Origin of the sequence: Clostridium sp. (assembly GCF_050717515.1) — a bacterium.
Taxonomy (GTDB): Bacteria; Bacillota; Clostridia; order Clostridiales; family Clostridiaceae; genus Clostridium_AD.
In genome coordinates this window covers 86,647-104,966 of record NZ_JBOITL010000033.1, presented here as the reverse complement: position 1 = coordinate 104,966, position 18,320 = coordinate 86,647, and the positions used below count along the sequence as shown (strand labels likewise).

Here is an 18,320-nt window from a genome sequence, read left to right as displayed (position 1 = left end):
ATAAGATAAAAATTAACGTATAAAGCAATTTTTTAAATTTATTCATAATCATCACCTCATTTACATTATATGTTAAAGTGGGCGATAAAATAATTAAAGGTAAAAAAAATGTTTGAAACTTTGCAAAAGAAAAGAGAGTCCTTAATTAATAAGGACTCTCTTTTTAGTTAGTAAACCTATCTTCTAGATTTAGCAACTTCAATATTAACTTTTCTACTATTTAACTTTTTACCAGAACTATTGTTTAAAATAGAGTCAACTAGGTTTGAAGGTACATCTAAGAATGAGAATTTATCTAAAATATCAATACGGCCAAGTTCATTTTTATTAATATTAGCTGTCTCGCATAAGAAAGATATAATATCTTTAGTCATAACTTCATCCATTCTTCCGATAGAAAGGAATAATCTAACATTATCTGTTACTAATGCTGTTGTTACAGAATCATCTGCATAGTTATAGTTAACTTCTTTATCAAATATAATTTTGATTAGAGAAGCAGCTACATCTTCAGCACCAAATTCTTTTATAAGACCTTTACCAAGTGGAAGAAAGTTCTCATATAAATTTTCGTCTAAAACTAATTTTATAGAATCTAGAATAGTTTCTGATTTTGCTGCAAAAATATCTGTTATAGTAGGTACAGTTTTTTTAGTGATTATACTTTTAGTATCACGTTCAATCTGTCTTATAGCAGATGCTTCTCGTCTTGTAATAAGACTATAAGCTGTACCTTCTTTACCAGCTCTACCAGTTCTTCCAATTCTATGGATATATGATTCACTATCTTGTGGTAAATCATAGTTTATTACATGAGTAACATCTTCAACATCTATTCCTCTTGCAGCTACATCTGTTGCAATTAAGTAATTTAAATTACCATCTTTGAATTTCTTTAGAGTATTCATTCTTTGACTTTGCTTCATGTCTCCATGCATGCCTTCTACTGTATAGCCTCTTGGTTGTAATGCGTCAACTAACTCATCTACACCTTTTTTAGTTTTACAGAATAGTATACAAGTCTTAGGAGCATCTACATCAAGAATTCTACATAATGATTCAAATTTATTCTTTGGATTCACTTCGTAGTAATATTGCTTAATCTTAGAAACCGTTAAAGATTTCTTTTCTATTGCAATAATCTTTGTTTCAGGATGCATATATTTTTTAGACAATATTTTAATAGCTCTTGGCATAGTAGCTGAGAAAAGTAAAGTCTGTCTATCTTCACTTAAATTACTTATAATACTTTCGATATCTTCAATAAAGCCCATGTTTAACATTTCGTCAGCTTCATCTAAAACAAGAAATTTAGCATTGGCAAGTTTCAAAGTGCCTTTTCTAATATGGTCTAGTAATCTTCCTGGAGTTCCAACAACAATATCTACTCCTCTTTTTAGGGCAGATATTTGTCTATCAATAGATTGACCACCATATATTGGCAATATCTTAACTCTTTCATGTTTTGCAATACGTGAAAGTTCTTCAGCAACTTGAACAGCAAGTTCTCTTGTTGGAGACATTATTATTGCTTGAACTTTTCCATTAGATTTTTCCATTAAGCTTAAAATAGGGGCACCAAAGGCTAATGTTTTACCAGTTCCTGTTTGAGCCTGACCTATAATATCAAAGCCTCCTAATACAACTGGAATAGCTTTTGCTTGGATATCAGATGGATATTCAAATTTTAAATCTTGTATAGCGTGTAGTACTGATTCGTTTAGTCCTAGTTCGTCAAATTTAAGTTTTTCAATTTTGTTCATTAAAATTCCTCTTTCTTCTCATAAAGTATCAAATACATCTCATATTATTAAGTATATACAGAATAACAAATATTAAACTAAAAAAGCAAAATAAAATTGCTTTTTTCAATTATTTAAAAAAATTCCTCAAAATTGAGTTCTTTTCAATAACATAAATAAGAGGTAATCCAATTCCATAACAGCAGACTAATTCTCCCCATGCAACTTGTAGCATACAAAGTAGGAGGGGCATGTCTTTAAAATATAAAAGCTTTAACATTATGCCTATAATAATGGCATTAACTACTACGGCTGGTAATGGAGCAAGTATTCTTTTAAATTTCAGTTTGCTTTTACCAATATAGTAAGTTGAAATCGCGGCTATAAATGTTGCAAGGGAACCGAAAATCATATCCATAATACCTAGTGGACTTATGATGTTAGAGACTATACAACCAATTACCAGCCCTGGAATAGAAAAAGATGCAAAGTAAGGTAGGATAGTAAGTCCTTCAGCAATACGATATTGAATAACTCCAAAGCTGAAAAACGACAAGCTTAGAGTTAAAGCTGCATAAATAGCAGCTACCATTGCTGCAAAAACAATTTTTCTTATTTTTACAGACATGGTTCCTTCATTTAATTTAATATTCATTTTTATGCCTCCGTAGTTTTGTTTTGAGACAGGATGGTTACGAACTGTCTATACGTATTCGACCCGAACTTTAATTCTACTATATAATTTAGGATTAGTCAAATATATTTATCTTTTTATATAGGGGATTTACTCTAGTTTTAAATTGTTATAAGCTATATTGTCGCTAAATTTATTTTTGGTTATCTAAGCAAATTGGGAAATTAGAGTTAAATCATCATATGCGAAGCTTTTCATTTTCTTTGAAGCTACAATTATATGATAAAAGAATATTGATAAGAAAATAGTCTAAAATAGTTAAAAGTATGATATAGTTTATCTATCTATAATTTTATTTTTTGATTTGCTTAAATCATTCAAAATAAAATATAAGTTTAATAATGCAGTTTTGCTTAAAGGAGAATATTATGAGTAAAGAAATTTTTAATACTGAATTAACAGAATTGAGTAATGGTATTAACCTTATTACTATTAAAAAGGATAGTCAAATTTCAGCAATTCATGCTGGGGTAAATATAGGTTCATTTTATGAAGAAAAAAATGAAAAGGGAATAGCTCATTTTATAGAGCACATGCTTTTTAAAGGTACAGTTAGTAGAACCAACGAAAAATTAAACAGCGATTTAGAAAATTTAGGTGGAGAATATAATGCATATACGGATTTTAATTGTACAGTATATAGCGCTACAATTTTAAATGAAGAATTAGAGAATGCATTAGCATTGATTGGTGATATGCTCTTAAATTCAACCTTTCCAAAAGAAGAAATTGAAAAGGAAAGGGGCGTAATCCTGGCTGAAATTAGAACAATTAATGATGACATTGAAGACTTAAGCTTTAAGAGAGTTAATGAGATTGCGTTTATGTATAGTCCGCTTAGGGAGGATACTATTGGTAATGAAAACATAATAAAAAAAGTCGCAAGAAAGCAACTTGTTGATTTTTATAATAGATATTACGTGCCAAATAATTCTTTTATATCTATTGTATCCCCATTTGAACATGAGGACATAATAAATATGGTGAAGAAGTATTTTGGTAGTTGGACTAAAAAGAAATTTGAGAAGCGAGAAATAATATATGAGCATCACAAATTTGTAAAAGAAATTTCATATAAAAAAGAAATTGAGCAAAGTACCATACTATATTTATATACATTTAAGGGGCTATCTAAAGATGAAGAATTAGCTCTTAGAATATTAAATTATAAATTCGGGGAAAGTTCTAATTCTATATTATTTAGAGAACTTCGGGAAGAAAGAGGTTTGTCCTATGATGTTTACACTCATTTAGACACTTCGAATAACGTTAAAACACTGTATATTTATACGTCGGTTTCAGAAGAAGACGTAGATGAGGCAATAGACGTAATTGATTCTGCCATCAGGAATATTAAAAGTGAAAAAATAGTTTTTGATGATAATACAATAGCGTTAATGAAGAAAATATTAAAAACTGCTATAGCATCAACCTTAGAGGATTCTACGGATCTTGGCAATTATGTAATTCATCAGGCAATGGAAAATGAAGATATATATCAGTTTACTGAGGATATGAAAAATATGGGGAATATTAAGAGCAAAGACTTATATAATATTGCTAGAAAAGTATTGCAAAAGCCAACAATTCACGTATTTTTACCAGAAAAGAGAGGTTAGTTTTGAGTAGTATTATAACAAAAATTGAAATTCAAAAAAAAAATAAGAATAGAGTTAACATTTATATGAATGATGAATTTGCCTTTGCCTGTGATGCAGCTCTTGTGTATGTCCATAATATTACAAAAGGTGCAACAATTGAAAAAGATAGGCTGCAAGATATAATTGATGAAGATAATTATATTAAAGGGAAAAATTGCGCGCTTCATTTTTTAGAAAGAAGCGCGAAGTCAGCTAAACAAGTAGCAGATAAATTAGCAACAAAAGAATTTGATATTAAAACCATAGATAGAGTAATGGAGTTTTTAAAGCAGTATGAATTTGTGGATGATAAGCGATTTGTTGACTTATTTATAAAGGAAAAAATTAAGACAAGTGGAAAAAATAAAATTAAGGCTACATTACTAAAAAAATTTCTTCCAAAAGAACTAATTAAAGAAGCACTTAATAAAATAAATTCGGAGCAGCAGCTCCAAACGGCTTTGATACTCGGTGAAAGAAGAATGGGTACATTAGCTAAGAGTGAAAAAAATACGTTAAAACTTTATAAAAAAACATGGGATTATTTAGTTCGAAATGGATATGATTTTGGAATAGTAAATGAGGTTTTAGATAAAATCACTAAAAATGATAATAATGAGCAGCCAAGTGAAAAAGAACATTCTGAAGAGAATTATGAAGAAGATTATAAAAAATTACAGGAAATAGCTAGTAAAAGATACAACATATTAATTAAGTCGGAGACTGTGAAAATAAAGCTATATAAAAAGCTGGGAGACTATCTTTTAAGGCGGGGCTATAAGTGGGATGAAATCAAAAAAGTGTTAGGAGATTTAATTAATGGTGTGGAGGATTTATAGGAGTTTAGCAAGTTGCAAATTTGATTACAATTGCATAATAACGAAAGCGGGTGATAGATTTGTTTAGGGAGCCTGTTACTTTGATTTTACTATTGTTATTTATATATCCAGTAATTAAAGGGTTTATATTTAAATTTTCTTCTGAAAATTTAAAAGGATCTATTCATGGAGCGTTTCAAAGTATTTCATTTTTAAGTGCACTACTTTTAGGCATCTATTACACCAAAAAAGTTTTTATTCAGCACAATGATGGTATGTATGAAAAAATATATAAAAGTATACCTTTAGATGCTATAGAATTTATTAACAATAAACCATTAGTGATTTATGTGTTATTGATGCCACTGGTGGTGCTAATAATTTATACAGTCATAAATTTTGTGGTTAATCTTATTAGTCATATTACTATTTACCCTTTGTTTGATAGCATAGAAAATAAGTTGAAAAATAAAAGCGATATTTTTAAAAGAGTGGTAGGGGCAATATTTCAAGTGCCCAAGGCAATATGCTATGTAACTGTTATTGTTTTTATGTTGAATTTTCTGTCGCTTTTTAAGATAACTGATACATATAATCAATATTTAGAAGAGTCGCAATTATATAATTATATATCCAAAGAGGTTGTCATTCCATTGACTAATTCAAAGCTTGCCAAACAACTTCCCAATATTGTTAATAACTCTTTTAAAATTGTAGTAAAAGAAACAAGTGAAAAGGAACCTAATGTAAAAAATAAGCAAAAGGTTATAACTTATTATAATGGCGTTACTTTGGAACAAGGAGTTCAATCTAATAATGAAATTGATAAGTTTGCAATTAATCTGGTACAAAATAAAAATGCAACAAGAGAAAAAGCAAAGCTTATATACAACTGGGTAGGTAGTGAAATAGTTTATGATGATGCAAAAGCAAATAGAGTATTAAATAATGATTTAGAAGTGAAATCAGGCGCTATTCCAACCTTTGACTCGAAAAGTGGAATATGTTTTGATTACGCATGCCTACTTGTAGCTATGTGCAGGGCTAATAATATAAAGGTAAGAATTATAACTGGTCAGGGATTCAATGGGAATAATTGGGTTAGTCATGCTTGGAATCAAATATATATAGAAGACGAAAAGAAATGGATAAATGTAGATCCTACATTTTTAATTGGTGGGGACTATTTTGATAGTAAAAGATTTGTTATCGACCATAAGGAAGAGAATATAGCTGGAGAATGGTAGAAAAAGGATTTATTATAGAATAGCTCCCTGTGTTTTAGGGAGCTATTCTATAACTTTTTAATAATAAGTTAATTGCTTTTTCGCAATCTTCGTCTTCATTGTTTAGTGTCCAAGCGGTATTGAAGTAATATAATGCCTTTGGCTTGTTGAGGCACATGGCATAGCAATAGGCTAAGTTGAAGAAGTATTTGCTTTCAGGGCGTAGATTTATAGCATTATGAAATAAGGGTATTGCTTTTTCATATTCCTTTAGGTGAATAAAACATACAGCGCTATTATAAAGAGAGCCCGCCTCATTGTCTTTCATTTCTGCAGCTTTTTTATATAGAGCAATTGCTCTGTTATAATCCTTAGTATTGTATATGTCGTTAGCCTTTTGAAAGTAGTCCATTATTTTCCTCCTTATAGTTCCCCAACAGGTTATAGTTCTCTAACAAGTTATAGTTCTCTAACAAGTTATAGTTCTCTAACAAGTTGGTATTTATTTTAATGTTCCTAAATAATGATATTACTATTTTGCAAAGAATATTCCATATAAATACTGCCCAAGGATTATAATTATATTCACTTAAAATTAAAAATTATTTATTTTTGCCTACTACTTTTCTTTCGATAAATGCCACCATTTCATACATGAGGTAAGCCAAGATAGAAAGTATAACTATACTCATCATTACCATATCTAGCTGAGAAATTTGTCCGCCAAAAATAATAAGAAAGCCTAATCCGTTTTTGGCCACTAAAAATTCACCCATTATTACACCCACCCATGAGAGCCCTACATTGATTTTTAATGCAGAAATAAGAGCTCCGATGGATGCAGGAATAATTAGATTAATTAGTATTTGAAATTTAGAAGCTCCAAAGGTTTTTAAAAGCTTGATTTTATCTTCATCCACTTCTTTAAAGCCGCTTAGTATGCTTATTATAGTTACAACTATTGATATTAAAAGAGCAATTACTATTATTGCCTTTATTCCATTGCCTACCCAAAATATAATAATAGGCGCAAGAGCTACTTTAGGTAGAGCATTTAATACTATTAAGTAGGGATCCAAAACTCTTGAAACGAAATCTGACCACCATAAGAGAATTGCAATTAAAGCACCTAAAATTGTCCCAAGTACAAAACCTACTACTGTTTCAAAACAGGTTATAAAGATATTATATAGCAATGTACCTTCATTATATATTTGTATAAACGAATCATACATTTTTGAGGGTGTACTTGTTAAGAAAGAATCAATCCATTTTAGCCTGCCAGCTATTTCCCATAAACTAAAAAAAGCAATCAGTATTACGAGTCGTGTAAGAATAACACAGTATTTCTCCCTTTTTACACTTTTAATATACTTTTTGTGTTCATCGCTTTGAATCAGCATTGCGGTTCATCTCCTTCCAAATTTCATTGAAATAAACTCTAAAATTTGGAGTTTCTCTACGTTTTAAAGGAAGAGAAAAATTTTCTTCAAACTTAAGGTTTATGTTTTTAATAATTACAGCAGGGCGATTTGAAAGAATAATAATATCATCTGACATGGAGATGGCCTCTGATATATCATGAGTTACCATTATAGTAGTCTTTTTTTCTTTTTTTATAATTTCATAAACTTCATCACTAATGTTTAATCTAGTTTGATAATCTAGTGCTGAAAAAGGTTCATCTAAAAGAAGTACTTCAGGTTTTAGTGCTAAGGTACGAATTAGAGCAACTCTTTGGCGCATGCCTCCAGATAATTCTCTAGGATGATGATTTCTAAATTCCCAGAGATTATAGCGTGTTAAAAGATTTTTCACCATTTCCACATTACCTTCTGTAATACAATGGTTAATTTTAAGACCTAAAAGTACATTGTCCCATATAGTTAACCAATCGAATAGTTGATCCTTTTGAAACATATATCCAATTTTGGAAGAGGTTGAACAACCATCACAATTTTTAATTGTTATTTCCCCATTAGATGGCTTAATTAAGCCTGCTATTATATTTAATAGCGTGGATTTTCCACAACCAGAAGGACCTACAATACTTAAAAAGTGACCTTCCTGTACACCAAATGAGATATCCTTTAAAGCGGGAGTTTCTGCAGCTTGCGAATGATAATTCATGGATATATTATTAATCTCTACTTTAATCACTTTATCATCTCCTTGAGGGTTATACTTTAGTATATGAGTTTTAATAATGTATTGTTAACGACATTTCAGAAGGAAGGGTGCCTATTTTTACAAATAGGGATATATATTACGATAAAGATAAAACTTCAGCGGTTGTATAAATTTCCTTCTGAAGTCGTTAATGTTGCAGCATCGAAGATGATGATTAACGACATTTCAGAAGGAAGGCTGCCTATTTTTACAAATAGGGATATATACTACAAATAAAGTTTGTGGAGGCTTTGAAATATTGTTGTTATTAAGCTATAATATAATATAATTATATGTTAATTTTCTGTAAATGTAGTTGATATTTACAGGGGGTTTGAATATTATGTAACTAATACAAATTATAATATGGAGGAGTATATTGCAGAAAATAAATTTAGTTTTTAAAGACTAAGGATATTGGTATAGGAACAATTAGGTTATTTACTCAGATATTAAATAATTTGAAAAAATATGAAGATTGAATCCTATTGCATAAACATATATAATTAACTACTAGGTTAAAAATAAGAATAAATCCAAACTTGCGGGGAAAGAGAAGATAATTATGAAAAAAATATTAAATGTTGGGTTAGATGTAGGATCTACTACTGTTAAGATAGTAGTACTAAATCAGCAAGAAAAAATAATATATAGTAAGTATCAGAGGCATTTTTCTGATATAAAAAGTACAATAGCTGATATGTTATATGAGGCTTATAATGATTTTAAAGATTGCAATATTACTATAATGGTGACCGGTTCTGGTGGACTAGCTTTATCTAAATGGCTGAATATTAAATTCATTCAAGAAGTTGTAGCTAGCACTTATGCTATAGAGAATATTATTCCAAAAACTAATGTGGCTATTGAGCTAGGCGGAGAAGATGCAAAGATTATATATTTTGATGGGGGCATTGATCAAAGAATGAATGGTACATGCGCCGGTGGTACTGGGGCATTTATTGATCAGATGGCGTCACTTCTTCAAACGGATGCCACAGGACTTAATGAACTTGCAAAGTCACACAAAACTATATATCCTATTGCAGCTAGATGCGGAGTTTTTGCAAAAACCGATATTCAACCCTTATTAAATGAAGGGGCTGCAAAAGAAGATATTGCTGTATCGGTTTTTCAAGCAGTAGTTAATCAAACAATTAGTGGACTTGCTTGTGGTAGACCAATTAAAGGGAATGTCGCATTTCTAGGGGGTCCATTATATTTCTTATCTGAACTACGGCAAAGGTTCATTGAAACTTTAAAATTAACAGAGGAAGAAATTATTTTTCCAAAGGATTCTCAGTTATTTGTTGCACTAGGAGCGGCTATGGCTTCAAAGGATGAGTGTACTATTTCTTTTGAGCACTTAAAAATGCAGCTTCCAAAGCTTAAAGAGGCATCTGGTCAAGAAGTTCAAAGGCTTAGACCACTATTTATAGATGAACAGGAGCTACAAGCTTTTAACAAAAGGCAGAGTAAATATAAGGTAGCAAGAAGAGAACTCGCCAACTACCAAGGGGATTGTTTTTTGGGAATAGATGCTGGGTCTACTACTACTAAAGCTACACTTATAGATGAGAATGGTGCACTTTTATACTCGCATTATGGAAGTAATGAAGGTAACCCATTAACTTTAGTTAGAAAAATATTGAAAAATATATATGAAATTTTACCAAAAGGTGTAATTATTAGGAATTCGGCAGTGACAGGTTATGGTGAAGGATTAATAATGGCAGCATTAAAAGTGGATATTGGAGAAATTGAAACAATAGCTCATTACAAAGCAGCAGAATTTTTTCTGCCAGGAGCAGACTTTATATTAGACATTGGTGGACAAGATATGAAGTGTTTAAAAATAAAAGATGGTGTCATTGACAGTATAATGCTAAATGAAGCTTGTTCCTCTGGATGTGGATCTTTTATAGAAACCTTTGCTCATTCTTTAAACATGAAAATAGAAGAATTTGCAAATGTAGCTTTAAGTTCTAAAAGTCCGGTGGACCTGGGTTCAAGATGTACTGTGTTTATGAATTCAAGAGTAAAGCAGGTTCAAAAAGAAGGTGCTTCTGTAGGGGATATATCAGCAGGTCTTTCTTACTCAGTCATAAAAAATGCACTACTAAAGGTTATTAAAATAAGAGACCCAAAGGACATGGGCAAAAAAATAATTGTTCAAGGTGGGACCTTTTATAATGATGCAGTACTTAGGGCGTTTGAACTAATTTCAGGAAGAGAAGCAGTTAGACCAGATATTGCAGGTCTAATGGGTGCTTTTGGGGCCGCACTTATTGCAAAGGAAAGAACAGAGGAGGGGAAAAGTTCTACATTATTAACACTTCAACAATTGGATATCTTTAATGTAGAAACCTCAATGGGAAGATGTACGCATTGTGCAAATAAATGTGTTCTTACCATTAATAAATTTGATAAGAGCCGGGAATTTATATCTGGTAATCGCTGTGAAAAAGCACTAGGTCTCAGCGGTAAAAAAGAAGATATTCCTAATGTCTATAATTACAAATATAAAAGAATATTTGATTACATTCCACTAAAGAAGGAACAAGCATTTAGAGGCACAATAGGTATTCCAAGGGTACTTAACATATATGAAAATTATCCATTTTGGTTTACTTTCTTTACAAGTTTAGGATTTAGGGTAGAACTGTCTCAAAGATCATCTAAACAGATATATGAAATGGGAATAGATACAATACCTTCAGAATCGGCTTGTTATCCTGCTAAAATAGTACATGGACATATAATGAGTCTTATAAATAATGGAATAGATACTATATTCTATCCATGTATTCCTTATGAAAAAAAGGAACAGGCGGGAGCGGACGATCATTATAACTGTCCTATTGTAACTTCCTATCCTGAAGTAATAAAAAACAATATGGATATATTGAAGGAAAAAAACATTAAATTCTTAAGTCCTTTTATTTCTTTAGACAATAACAAAAAACTAGTTAGTAGATTAACGGATGAGTTATCATGTTTTGCCATTCATAAAGATGAAATTATGAAAGCGGCTGAAAAGGCATGGACTGAAACTGAAAAGGTGAAATTGGACATTCAAAATAAGGGTGAAGAAGTAGTAGAATATATTAGGAGAACCGGAAAGAAGGGTATAGTTTTAGCTGGGAGACCTTATCATATAGATCCAGAAATCAATCATGGTATCCCTAGTGTAATAACTGATTTTGATATGCCTGTACTTACGGAAGATTCTGTGGCTCATTTAGGTGTTGTTGAAAGACCTTTAAGAATAGTAGATCAGTGGGTATATCATTCTAGATTATATGCTGCAGCTAGTTTTGTAGCTAAAGAGCCAAATATTGAACTTATTCAGCTAAATTCTTTTGGGTGTGGACTTGATGCAGTTACCTCGGACCAAGTTCAAGAGATTCTAGGAAATAGTGGAAAGATATATACAACTTTAAAAATTGATGAAGGAAATAATTTGGGAGCAGCAAGAATCAGAATAAGGTCTCTTAAGGCTGCCCTTAATGAAAGAGAGAAAAGTGGGATTATGCCTAAAAAGCCTGAGCAGGGTCACAATAGGATTATTTTCACTAAAGAAATGAGAAAAACACACACGATTTTATCTCCACAAATGTCTCCAATACATTTTCAATTTGTACAGGAAGCTTTTAACTGCTCAGGATACAATTTAGAAATTTTACCTTCAGTGGATACTCAGGCTGTAGAGGAAGGCTTAAAATATGTAAATAATGATGCTTGCTATCCAACAATAATTGTAGTGGGACAAATAATTGCTGCATTAAAATCAGGTAAATATGATATAGAAAACACCTCTGTTATAATTTCTCAAACTGGGGGCGGGTGCAGAGCTACAAATTATATTGGATTCCTTAGGAAGGCATTAAAGGAAGCAGGGTTCCCAAAAGTTCCAGTTGTATCTTTAAATGCTGCTGGTCTTGAGTCAAATCCAGGGTTTAAATTTACGCATTCATTGGTTAAAAAATCAATAATGTCCTTGGTGTACGGAGATTTACTTATGAGAGTGCTCTATAAGGTTAGACCATACGAGCGTATACTTGGTTCAGCTAATTTACTTTACGAAAAATGGGTAAAAATATGTAAAGAGTCAGTAATAAGGGGGAAAACCCAAGAGTTTAAAAAAAATATTTCTTCTATAGTGGCTGATTTTGATAATTTAGAACTTAAAAATATTTCAAAACCTCAGATAGGGCTAGTAGGAGAGATTTTAGTTAAGTTCCACCCTACAGCTAACAATAACATTATAGATGTTATTGAAAATGAAGGTGGAGAGGCAGTTATGCCTGATTTAATAGACTTTTTCCTATACTGTGCTTTTGATGCTAACTTTAAATATGAATATTTAGGAATGAGCAAGAAGGATAAGATAATAAGCACTATAGCCATTGGATATATAGAAAGGTTTAGAAAGCATATGAAATTAGTGCTTGGACATAGTAAAAGATTTCACGCACCAAAAACTATATATGAATTAGCAAAGGGGGCAGAACCTATTTTATCCTTGGGTAATCAAACCGGTGAAGGTTGGTTTTTGACTGGCGAAATGGTAGAACTTATTGAAAGTGGTACAAAAAATATAGTGTGTATGCAACCTTTTGCTTGTCTACCTAATCATGTTACAGGTAAAGGAATGATTAAAGAATTAAAAAGACGGTACCCAGGCGCTAATATAACGGCTATAGATTATGATCCAGGTGCCAGTGAAGTAAATCAAATTAATAGAATAAAGCTAATGATGTCTGTTGCTTTAAAGAATCTTGAGAGTGAAGTAGAAGTTAAAGATGCTCACGAGGAAGTGGCTAGTGATAAAAAAATAGACTAGTAAAACGAAGGAGTGTACATTATGGATCAGGGAATTAAAAATAACACAGTATTTAAAGAAAGAAAAAGACTAATGTTATTTGGATTACCATTTACATTTACAGTATATAACATTGAAGAGGATAAGTTAACGATACAAGAAGGATTTATAAACAGGAAGATAAATGATTGTTACTTATATAAAATTCAAGATACAACTTTAAATAAGAGTTTATTTGAGAGAGTATTTGGACTTGGTACAATTATATGTCATACAGGGGATGTAACTCATCCAACACTAGTGTTAAAGCATATAAAAAAATCTGATGCCATTAAGGAGTATTTGTTTGAGACATCAGAACAAAGTAGATTAAAAAGAAGAACAGTTAATATGCAAAACATAGGGGCTGAAGACTTAGACGAAATGGAGTAGACTACGAACTCAAAACTGGAAATTTTATTAAGAGGTTTTTCTTATATTATGCTATAACGAAAAGTATATATTGCTAGAATGCTCTCCCTTCGCTAAGTAATTCTAAAATTTATTTTATTCACAGTTGCTAAAAAATGCACCTGTAAATAAATTGTGAATTACTAATGCTTGTTCGAATGCATTCTGCGCAATATATACTTTTGTTAGCATAATCTAAGAAAAATAGCTAATTTTAAATTTTAATAGTTCTATAGCTTCATATTACAAGTCACTCCGAAGAAAATTCATACTTTATTTTAGATCTTTTACTACTTTTTCTGCAAATGTATTGTTTATAATTTTATCAAAGGCAGGTCTTTGTGGAATTAAATCTGCTTTGTAAGATTGTATTATGTCCATAAGCCTAGTTAAGTCTTCTGATTTTAGTATTGGGTTTGGTGAAAAAGCATTTATTTCTCTATAGTTTTTAATAGATTCAACAAGTACTGTCTCATCTGCACCAGGGAAGAAGGACTTAATTGAATTGCATACTTCTGCGTCAGAATGACTACTTACCCATTTTTGACCTTTATAAATTGCTCTAGTGAGCTTTTCTATTATAACTGGATTTTTTTCTATATAAGATTTTGTAGCAAAAAAGCAAGTATACGGCATGGTTCCAGCAGAGGCACCTATGGAGGCTACAATATGTCCTGAATTATCTTTTTTCATCATACTAGCAGTGGGTTCAAAAAGAGCAACATAATCACCTGTGCCACCCTTGAAAGCTCCAGCAGTAGCTGTGAAAGCAAGATTTGTAATAAGTTCCATATCTTTCATAGGATCAATACCATGATTTCTTAAAACATATTCTAGAGCCATTTCAGGTACTCCGCCAGGTCTTCCACCTATTACAGTTTTACCCTTTAGGGATTCCCAGTTAAAGTTTGTTTCAGCATTTCGAGCTACTAAGAAAGACCCGTCCTTTTGTGTTAATTGTGCAAAAATTACGGGATAGTCTTCTCGCTTTTGATTGTAGATGTAAATAACTTGTTCTGGCCCACAGAAACCTATGTCTACAGCATTACTTAAAACTTGTTGCATAGTTTTGTCTGCTCCTTGGCCCGTAGAAAGGTCAATTTCAATACCTTCTTCTTTAAAGAAACCTTCAGAAATAGCTGCATACATAGGAGCATAGAAAATAGAGCGAACTACTTCATTTAATTTTACTTTTGCTAAATCTTTATTATCATTAGATTTACAACTAGAAAATAAAGTAGCTATTAGAAAAAGAGAAAGAGATAAGCAAAGAACAGGGAGTTTTTTTATTTTCATATATACCTCCATATTATAAAAATAGTATCAATGCATAATATGAATAATAGAGGAGTTTTGTTAAAAAGATTTTCAAGTAGATTATATGTAAAGATTGACTGCTCTTATTTTTGTTTGAATATGAAAAAGTGTGCATTCTAAATTAAATAATGAAATGTCTTGACATATATAAAAATCAAGAGGTATAATTAGGATAAATTAAAATTTTATAAACCTTAAAAAGCTTAGATGAAGAGGAGTAAAGGGAAATTAATATTAAGAGAGGAAGATCCATAGGTTGTAAGATCTTCTATATGAAAAACCTTGAAGGTAGCTTCGGAGCTTCTTTGTTGAATTCATTTAATATGAGTAGTAGACAAAGACGGTTTTCTTAATCGTTAAATTATCAAGAGCCTGTAGATTTGCAGGAAAAAAGGTGGTACCGCGAGTTCTTCGTCCTTTTATAGACGAAGGCTCTTTTTGTTTTTTGGAAATTAAGAGTTTCAAGAGAACTGTAAGCTATAAACTATCCTAAAGGGATACTGGTTTTATGGCGGATTTTATAAACAAGGAGGAGTTAATTATGGAAGAAAATAATAATATTGCTAAGAATTATGATCCCAAAGATTTTGAAGAAAGACTTTACGCAGGATGGGAAGAAAAAGGATACTTTACCCCAGAGGTTGATAAAAATAAAAAGCCCTTTACAATAATGATGCCACCTCCAAATATTACAGGACAATTACATTTAGGCCATGCGCTTGATAATACACTTCAAGATATTTTAATAAGAACAAAGAGGATGCAAGGGTATAGCACTTTGTGGCTTCCAGGACAAGATCATGCAAGTATAGCTACAGAAGTAAAGGTTGAAAATGAACTTTTAAAGCAAGGACTTGTTAAAAAAGAAATGGGAAGGGAAGCCTTCCTTGAAAAAGTTTGGGAGTGGACTGGTGAATATAGAGAAAAAATAAGAGGGCAATTAAAGAAAATGGGTTGTTCTGCTGACTTTACAAGGGAAAGCTTTACTATGGATGAAAACTTAAATCATGCAGTAAGAGAAGTTTTCGTTAAATTGTATAAGAATGGACTTATTTATCAGGGAAATAGGATAACAAACTGGTGTCCTAAATGTATGACGGCAATTTCAGATGCGGAAATAGTATTTGAGGAACAAGCAGGTCACTTCTGGCATATAAAATATCCAGTAGTAGGTAGTGAGGAATTCTTAGAAATAGCTACCACAAGGCCAGAAACCATGCTTGGAGATACGGCTGTGGCAGTAAATCCTAAAGATCCTCGTTATGCACACTTAGTGGGAAAAACACTAATGCTCCCTATAGTAAATAGGGAAATACCAATAGTTGCAGATGATTACGTTGATTTAGAGTTTGGAACAGGTGCAGTTAAAATCACTCCAGCACATGATCCTAATGATTTTCAAATAGGAAAGAGACATAATCTACCTGAAATAGTGGTTTTGAATGAAAATGCAACTATATGTGAAGGTTATGGAAAATACTCAGGTATTGACAGATATGAAGCAAGAAAGCTTATTGTAGAAGATTTAGATAAACAAGGCTTACTGGTTAAAATAAAAGACCACGCTCACAATGTAGGTACTCATGATAGATGTGCAACGACTGTAGAGCCACTGTTATCTAAACAATGGTATGTTAAGATGGAATCACTTGCAAAGCCAGCGATAGAGGCTGTACGGGAAAATAAAACTAAATTTGTACCAGATAAATTTGATAAAACCTACTTTCATTGGATGGAAAATATCCAAGATTGGTGTATATCAAGACAATTATGGTGGGGTCATAGAATTCCAGTGTGGTATTGCAAAGATTGTGGAGAAATTATAGCTTCAGTAAGCGAACCAACAAACTGTACTAAATGCAATAGTGCAAATCTTAATCAAGATAAAGATGTTCTTGATACGTGGTTTAGTTCAGCATTATGGCCTTTCTCAACGCTTGGTTGGCCTAGTAATACAGAGGATTTGAAATACTTTTATCCAACAAGTGTTTTAATAACCGGATACGACATTATATTCCCATGGGTTGCAAGAATGATTTTCTCAGGACTTTATAACTTAGAAGAAGTACCCTTTGAAACGGTATTAATACATGGAATGGTTAGAGATGATCAGGGAAGAAAAATGTCTAAGTCTCTTGGCAATGGTACAGACCCACTAGACGTAATAGAAAAATATGGTGCAGATGCTTTAAGATTCTCACTTGCTACAGGAAACGCACCAGGTAGCGACATGAGATTCTATGAATCAAGAGTAGAAGCAGCCAGGAATTTTGCAAATAAAATTTGGAATGCTTCTAGGTTTGTTATGATGAATTTCAATGAGGAGTTAATGGCGCAATACAAAGATAATAAAAACTACACTATTGCAGATAAGTGGATATTATCAAGAATGAACACTGTAGTATACGAAGTTACAGAAAATATCGAGAAGTTTGAAATAGGCATAGCTATACAAAAGGTTAATGATTTTATGTGGACAGAATTTTGTGATTGGTATATTGAGCTTGTTAAGCCAGTATTATATGCAGAAGACGGGGAAGCTAAAGGTATCGCATTAAATGTATTAAACAATGTATTGAAAACTGGACTTAAATTGCTTCATCCTGTTATGCCATTTATAACAGAAGAAATTTATACTCATTTAGATAACGAGTACGAATCTATAACTATTGCTAAATGGCCGGAATATGAAGATGCTCTTAAAGATGAAAACGCAGAACAAAGCATGAACTATATTATAGAAGCAATAAAAGACGTAAGAAATGCTAGAGCAGATATGGACGTACCACCTTCAAGAAAAGCCAAAACATTTATCTATGCTACAGAAGGAAAAGAAGCATTCCAACAAGGATTAGTTTATTTCCAAAAACTTGCTTCTGCAAGCGAAGTAGTATTCTTAAATTCTAAAGAAGAAGCACCAGAAAATGTAGTTACAGTAGTAACTAAGGGTGCAGAAGTGTATATGCCACTACTTGAGCTTGTAGACTTAGAAAAAGAATTAGAAAGATTAAACAAAGAAAAAGAAAAACTCGCAAAAGAAATAGATAGAGTAGAGAAAAAGCTCTGTAATGAAAAATTTACAGCAAAAGCTCCAGTAGAAGTAGTGGAAGAAGAAAAAGCTAAGGGTGAAAAATATAAAGAAATGTACAATTCGGTAGTTAAAAGTATAGAAAACTTAAAATAAACTTTAGCAAAAGGCTCCTATGTTTAAATAAAACATAGGAGCCTTTTTACTAAAAGATAAGGGGACAGTTAACAATTAATTAAACTAATTAGTAGAATAGATAAATTAGTTGTTAACTGTCCCCAATGTTTTTAGTTGTTAATCGTCCCCAATGTTTTTATTATCCATAATAATAAAAATAAAAATATAACAATAAAAGGTTGTTAACTGTCCCTATGTTGGTATAGAATTTAAGGGATAGTCAAAAATTTATTA

12 protein-coding genes and 1 other annotated feature are annotated in these 18,320 nt (G+C 31.6%); of the genes, 6 read left to right on the top strand and 6 right to left on the bottom strand.

What is annotated here, in order from left to right:
* Positions 1 to 176 precede the first annotated feature (176 nt).
* Positions 177 to 1,754, bottom strand: coding sequence for a DEAD/DEAH box helicase (locus ACREV6_RS18510; protein ID WP_431579533.1), 1,578 nt, complete (start codon positions 1,752 to 1,754; stop codon positions 177 to 179).
* Between the two features lie 118 nt (positions 1,755 to 1,872).
* On the bottom strand, positions 1,873 to 2,397 hold the full coding sequence (locus tag ACREV6_RS18505; protein ID WP_431579518.1) for a QueT transporter family protein: 525 nt from the start codon (positions 2,395 to 2,397) through the stop codon (positions 1,873 to 1,875).
* Between the two features lie 407 nt (positions 2,398 to 2,804).
* Here ACREV6_RS18505 and ACREV6_RS18500 point away from each other — a divergent pair, with 407 nt between their 5' ends.
* The 3 genes from ACREV6_RS18500 to ACREV6_RS18490 are packed head-to-tail and all read left to right on the top strand — an operon-like array spanning position 2,805 to position 6,141.
* Complete coding sequence (locus tag ACREV6_RS18500; RefSeq protein ID WP_431579517.1) at positions 2,805 to 4,055, top strand: M16 family metallopeptidase; 1,251 nt, start codon at positions 2,805 to 2,807, stop codon at positions 4,053 to 4,055.
* 2 nt (positions 4,056 to 4,057) lie between these two features.
* Positions 4,058 to 4,915 carry a recombination regulator RecX gene (recX, locus tag ACREV6_RS18495; RefSeq protein ID WP_431579516.1) on the top strand — a complete coding sequence of 286 codons (858 nt, stop codon included), beginning with the start codon at positions 4,058 to 4,060 and terminating at the stop codon, positions 4,913 to 4,915.
* Positions 4,916 to 4,974: 59 nt separating this feature from the next.
* Positions 4,975 to 6,141 carry a transglutaminase domain-containing protein gene (locus ACREV6_RS18490; protein WP_431579515.1) on the top strand — a complete coding sequence of 389 codons (1,167 nt, stop codon included), beginning with the start codon at positions 4,975 to 4,977 and terminating at the stop codon, positions 6,139 to 6,141.
* 34 nt (positions 6,142 to 6,175) lie between these two features.
* Here ACREV6_RS18490 and ACREV6_RS18485 read toward each other — a convergent pair whose 3' ends face one another.
* The 3 genes from ACREV6_RS18485 to ACREV6_RS18475 all read right to left on the bottom strand — a co-directional run bounded on the left by ACREV6_RS18485 (position 6,176) and on the right by ACREV6_RS18475 (position 8,280).
* Positions 6,176 to 6,532, bottom strand: a complete 357-nt coding sequence (locus ACREV6_RS18485; protein WP_431579514.1) for a tetratricopeptide repeat protein — start codon at positions 6,530 to 6,532, stop codon at positions 6,176 to 6,178.
* A 190-nt stretch (positions 6,533 to 6,722) separates the two neighbouring features.
* The gene (locus tag ACREV6_RS18480) at positions 6,723 to 7,523 is read right to left on the bottom strand and encodes an ABC transporter permease (RefSeq protein ID WP_431579513.1); all 801 of its coding nucleotides are present in this window, start codon (positions 7,521 to 7,523) and stop codon (positions 6,723 to 6,725) included.
* A complete protein-coding gene (locus tag ACREV6_RS18475) occupies positions 7,504 to 8,280 on the bottom strand; it encodes an ABC transporter ATP-binding protein (RefSeq protein ID WP_431579512.1) in 777 nt (258 codons plus the stop codon). The genes ACREV6_RS18480 and ACREV6_RS18475 overlap by 20 nt, the downstream gene beginning before the upstream one ends.
* Before the next feature lie 574 nt (positions 8,281 to 8,854).
* Between ACREV6_RS18475 and ACREV6_RS18470 the strand changes: the two genes are divergently transcribed.
* Positions 8,855 to 13,135: an acyl-CoA dehydratase activase-related protein gene (locus ACREV6_RS18470; protein ID WP_431579511.1), complete on the top strand. Its 4,281-nt coding sequence runs from the start codon at positions 8,855 to 8,857 to the stop codon at positions 13,133 to 13,135.
* A gap of 21 nt (positions 13,136 to 13,156) precedes the next feature.
* Positions 13,157 to 13,546 carry a PH domain-containing protein gene (locus ACREV6_RS18465; protein ID WP_431579510.1) on the top strand — a complete coding sequence of 130 codons (390 nt, stop codon included), beginning with the start codon at positions 13,157 to 13,159 and terminating at the stop codon, positions 13,544 to 13,546.
* 291 nt (positions 13,547 to 13,837) lie between these two features.
* Here the strand turns inward: ACREV6_RS18465 and ACREV6_RS18460 are convergent, their stop codons facing one another.
* On the bottom strand, positions 13,838 to 14,860 hold the full coding sequence (locus ACREV6_RS18460; RefSeq protein WP_431579509.1) for an ABC transporter substrate-binding protein: 1,023 nt from the start codon (positions 14,858 to 14,860) through the stop codon (positions 13,838 to 13,840).
* Between the two features lie 216 nt (positions 14,861 to 15,076).
* Positions 15,077 to 15,303, top strand: a binding site (T-box leader).
* A 119-nt stretch (positions 15,304 to 15,422) separates the two neighbouring features.
* On the opposite strand from ACREV6_RS18460, the gene ACREV6_RS18455 reads away from it, so the two are divergent.
* Complete coding sequence (locus ACREV6_RS18455) at positions 15,423 to 18,065, top strand: valine--tRNA ligase (protein ID WP_431579508.1); 2,643 nt, start codon at positions 15,423 to 15,425, stop codon at positions 18,063 to 18,065.
* Positions 18,066 to 18,320: the final 255 nt, after the last annotated feature.

Coding starts and splice junctions, on each gene's coding strand:
- ACREV6_RS18505 (WP_431579518.1), bottom strand. CDS start 2,397: ATGAATATTAAATTAAATGAAGGAACCATGTCTGTAAAAATAAGAAAA.
- ACREV6_RS18500 (WP_431579517.1), top strand. CDS start 2,805: ATGAGTAAAGAAATTTTTAATACTGAATTAACAGAATTGAGTAATGGT.
- ACREV6_RS18485 (WP_431579514.1), bottom strand. CDS start 6,532: ATGGACTACTTTCAAAAGGCTAACGACATATACAATACTAAGGATTAT.
- ACREV6_RS18480 (WP_431579513.1), bottom strand. CDS start 7,523: ATGCTGATTCAAAGCGATGAACACAAAAAGTATATTAAAAGTGTAAAA.
- ACREV6_RS18470 (WP_431579511.1), top strand. CDS start 8,855: ATGAAAAAAATATTAAATGTTGGGTTAGATGTAGGATCTACTACTGTT.
- ACREV6_RS18465 (WP_431579510.1), top strand. CDS start 13,157: ATGGATCAGGGAATTAAAAATAACACAGTATTTAAAGAAAGAAAAAGA.
- ACREV6_RS18460 (WP_431579509.1), bottom strand. CDS start 14,860: ATGAAAATAAAAAAACTCCCTGTTCTTTGCTTATCTCTTTCTCTTTTT.
- ACREV6_RS18455 (WP_431579508.1), top strand. CDS start 15,423: ATGGAAGAAAATAATAATATTGCTAAGAATTATGATCCCAAAGATTTT.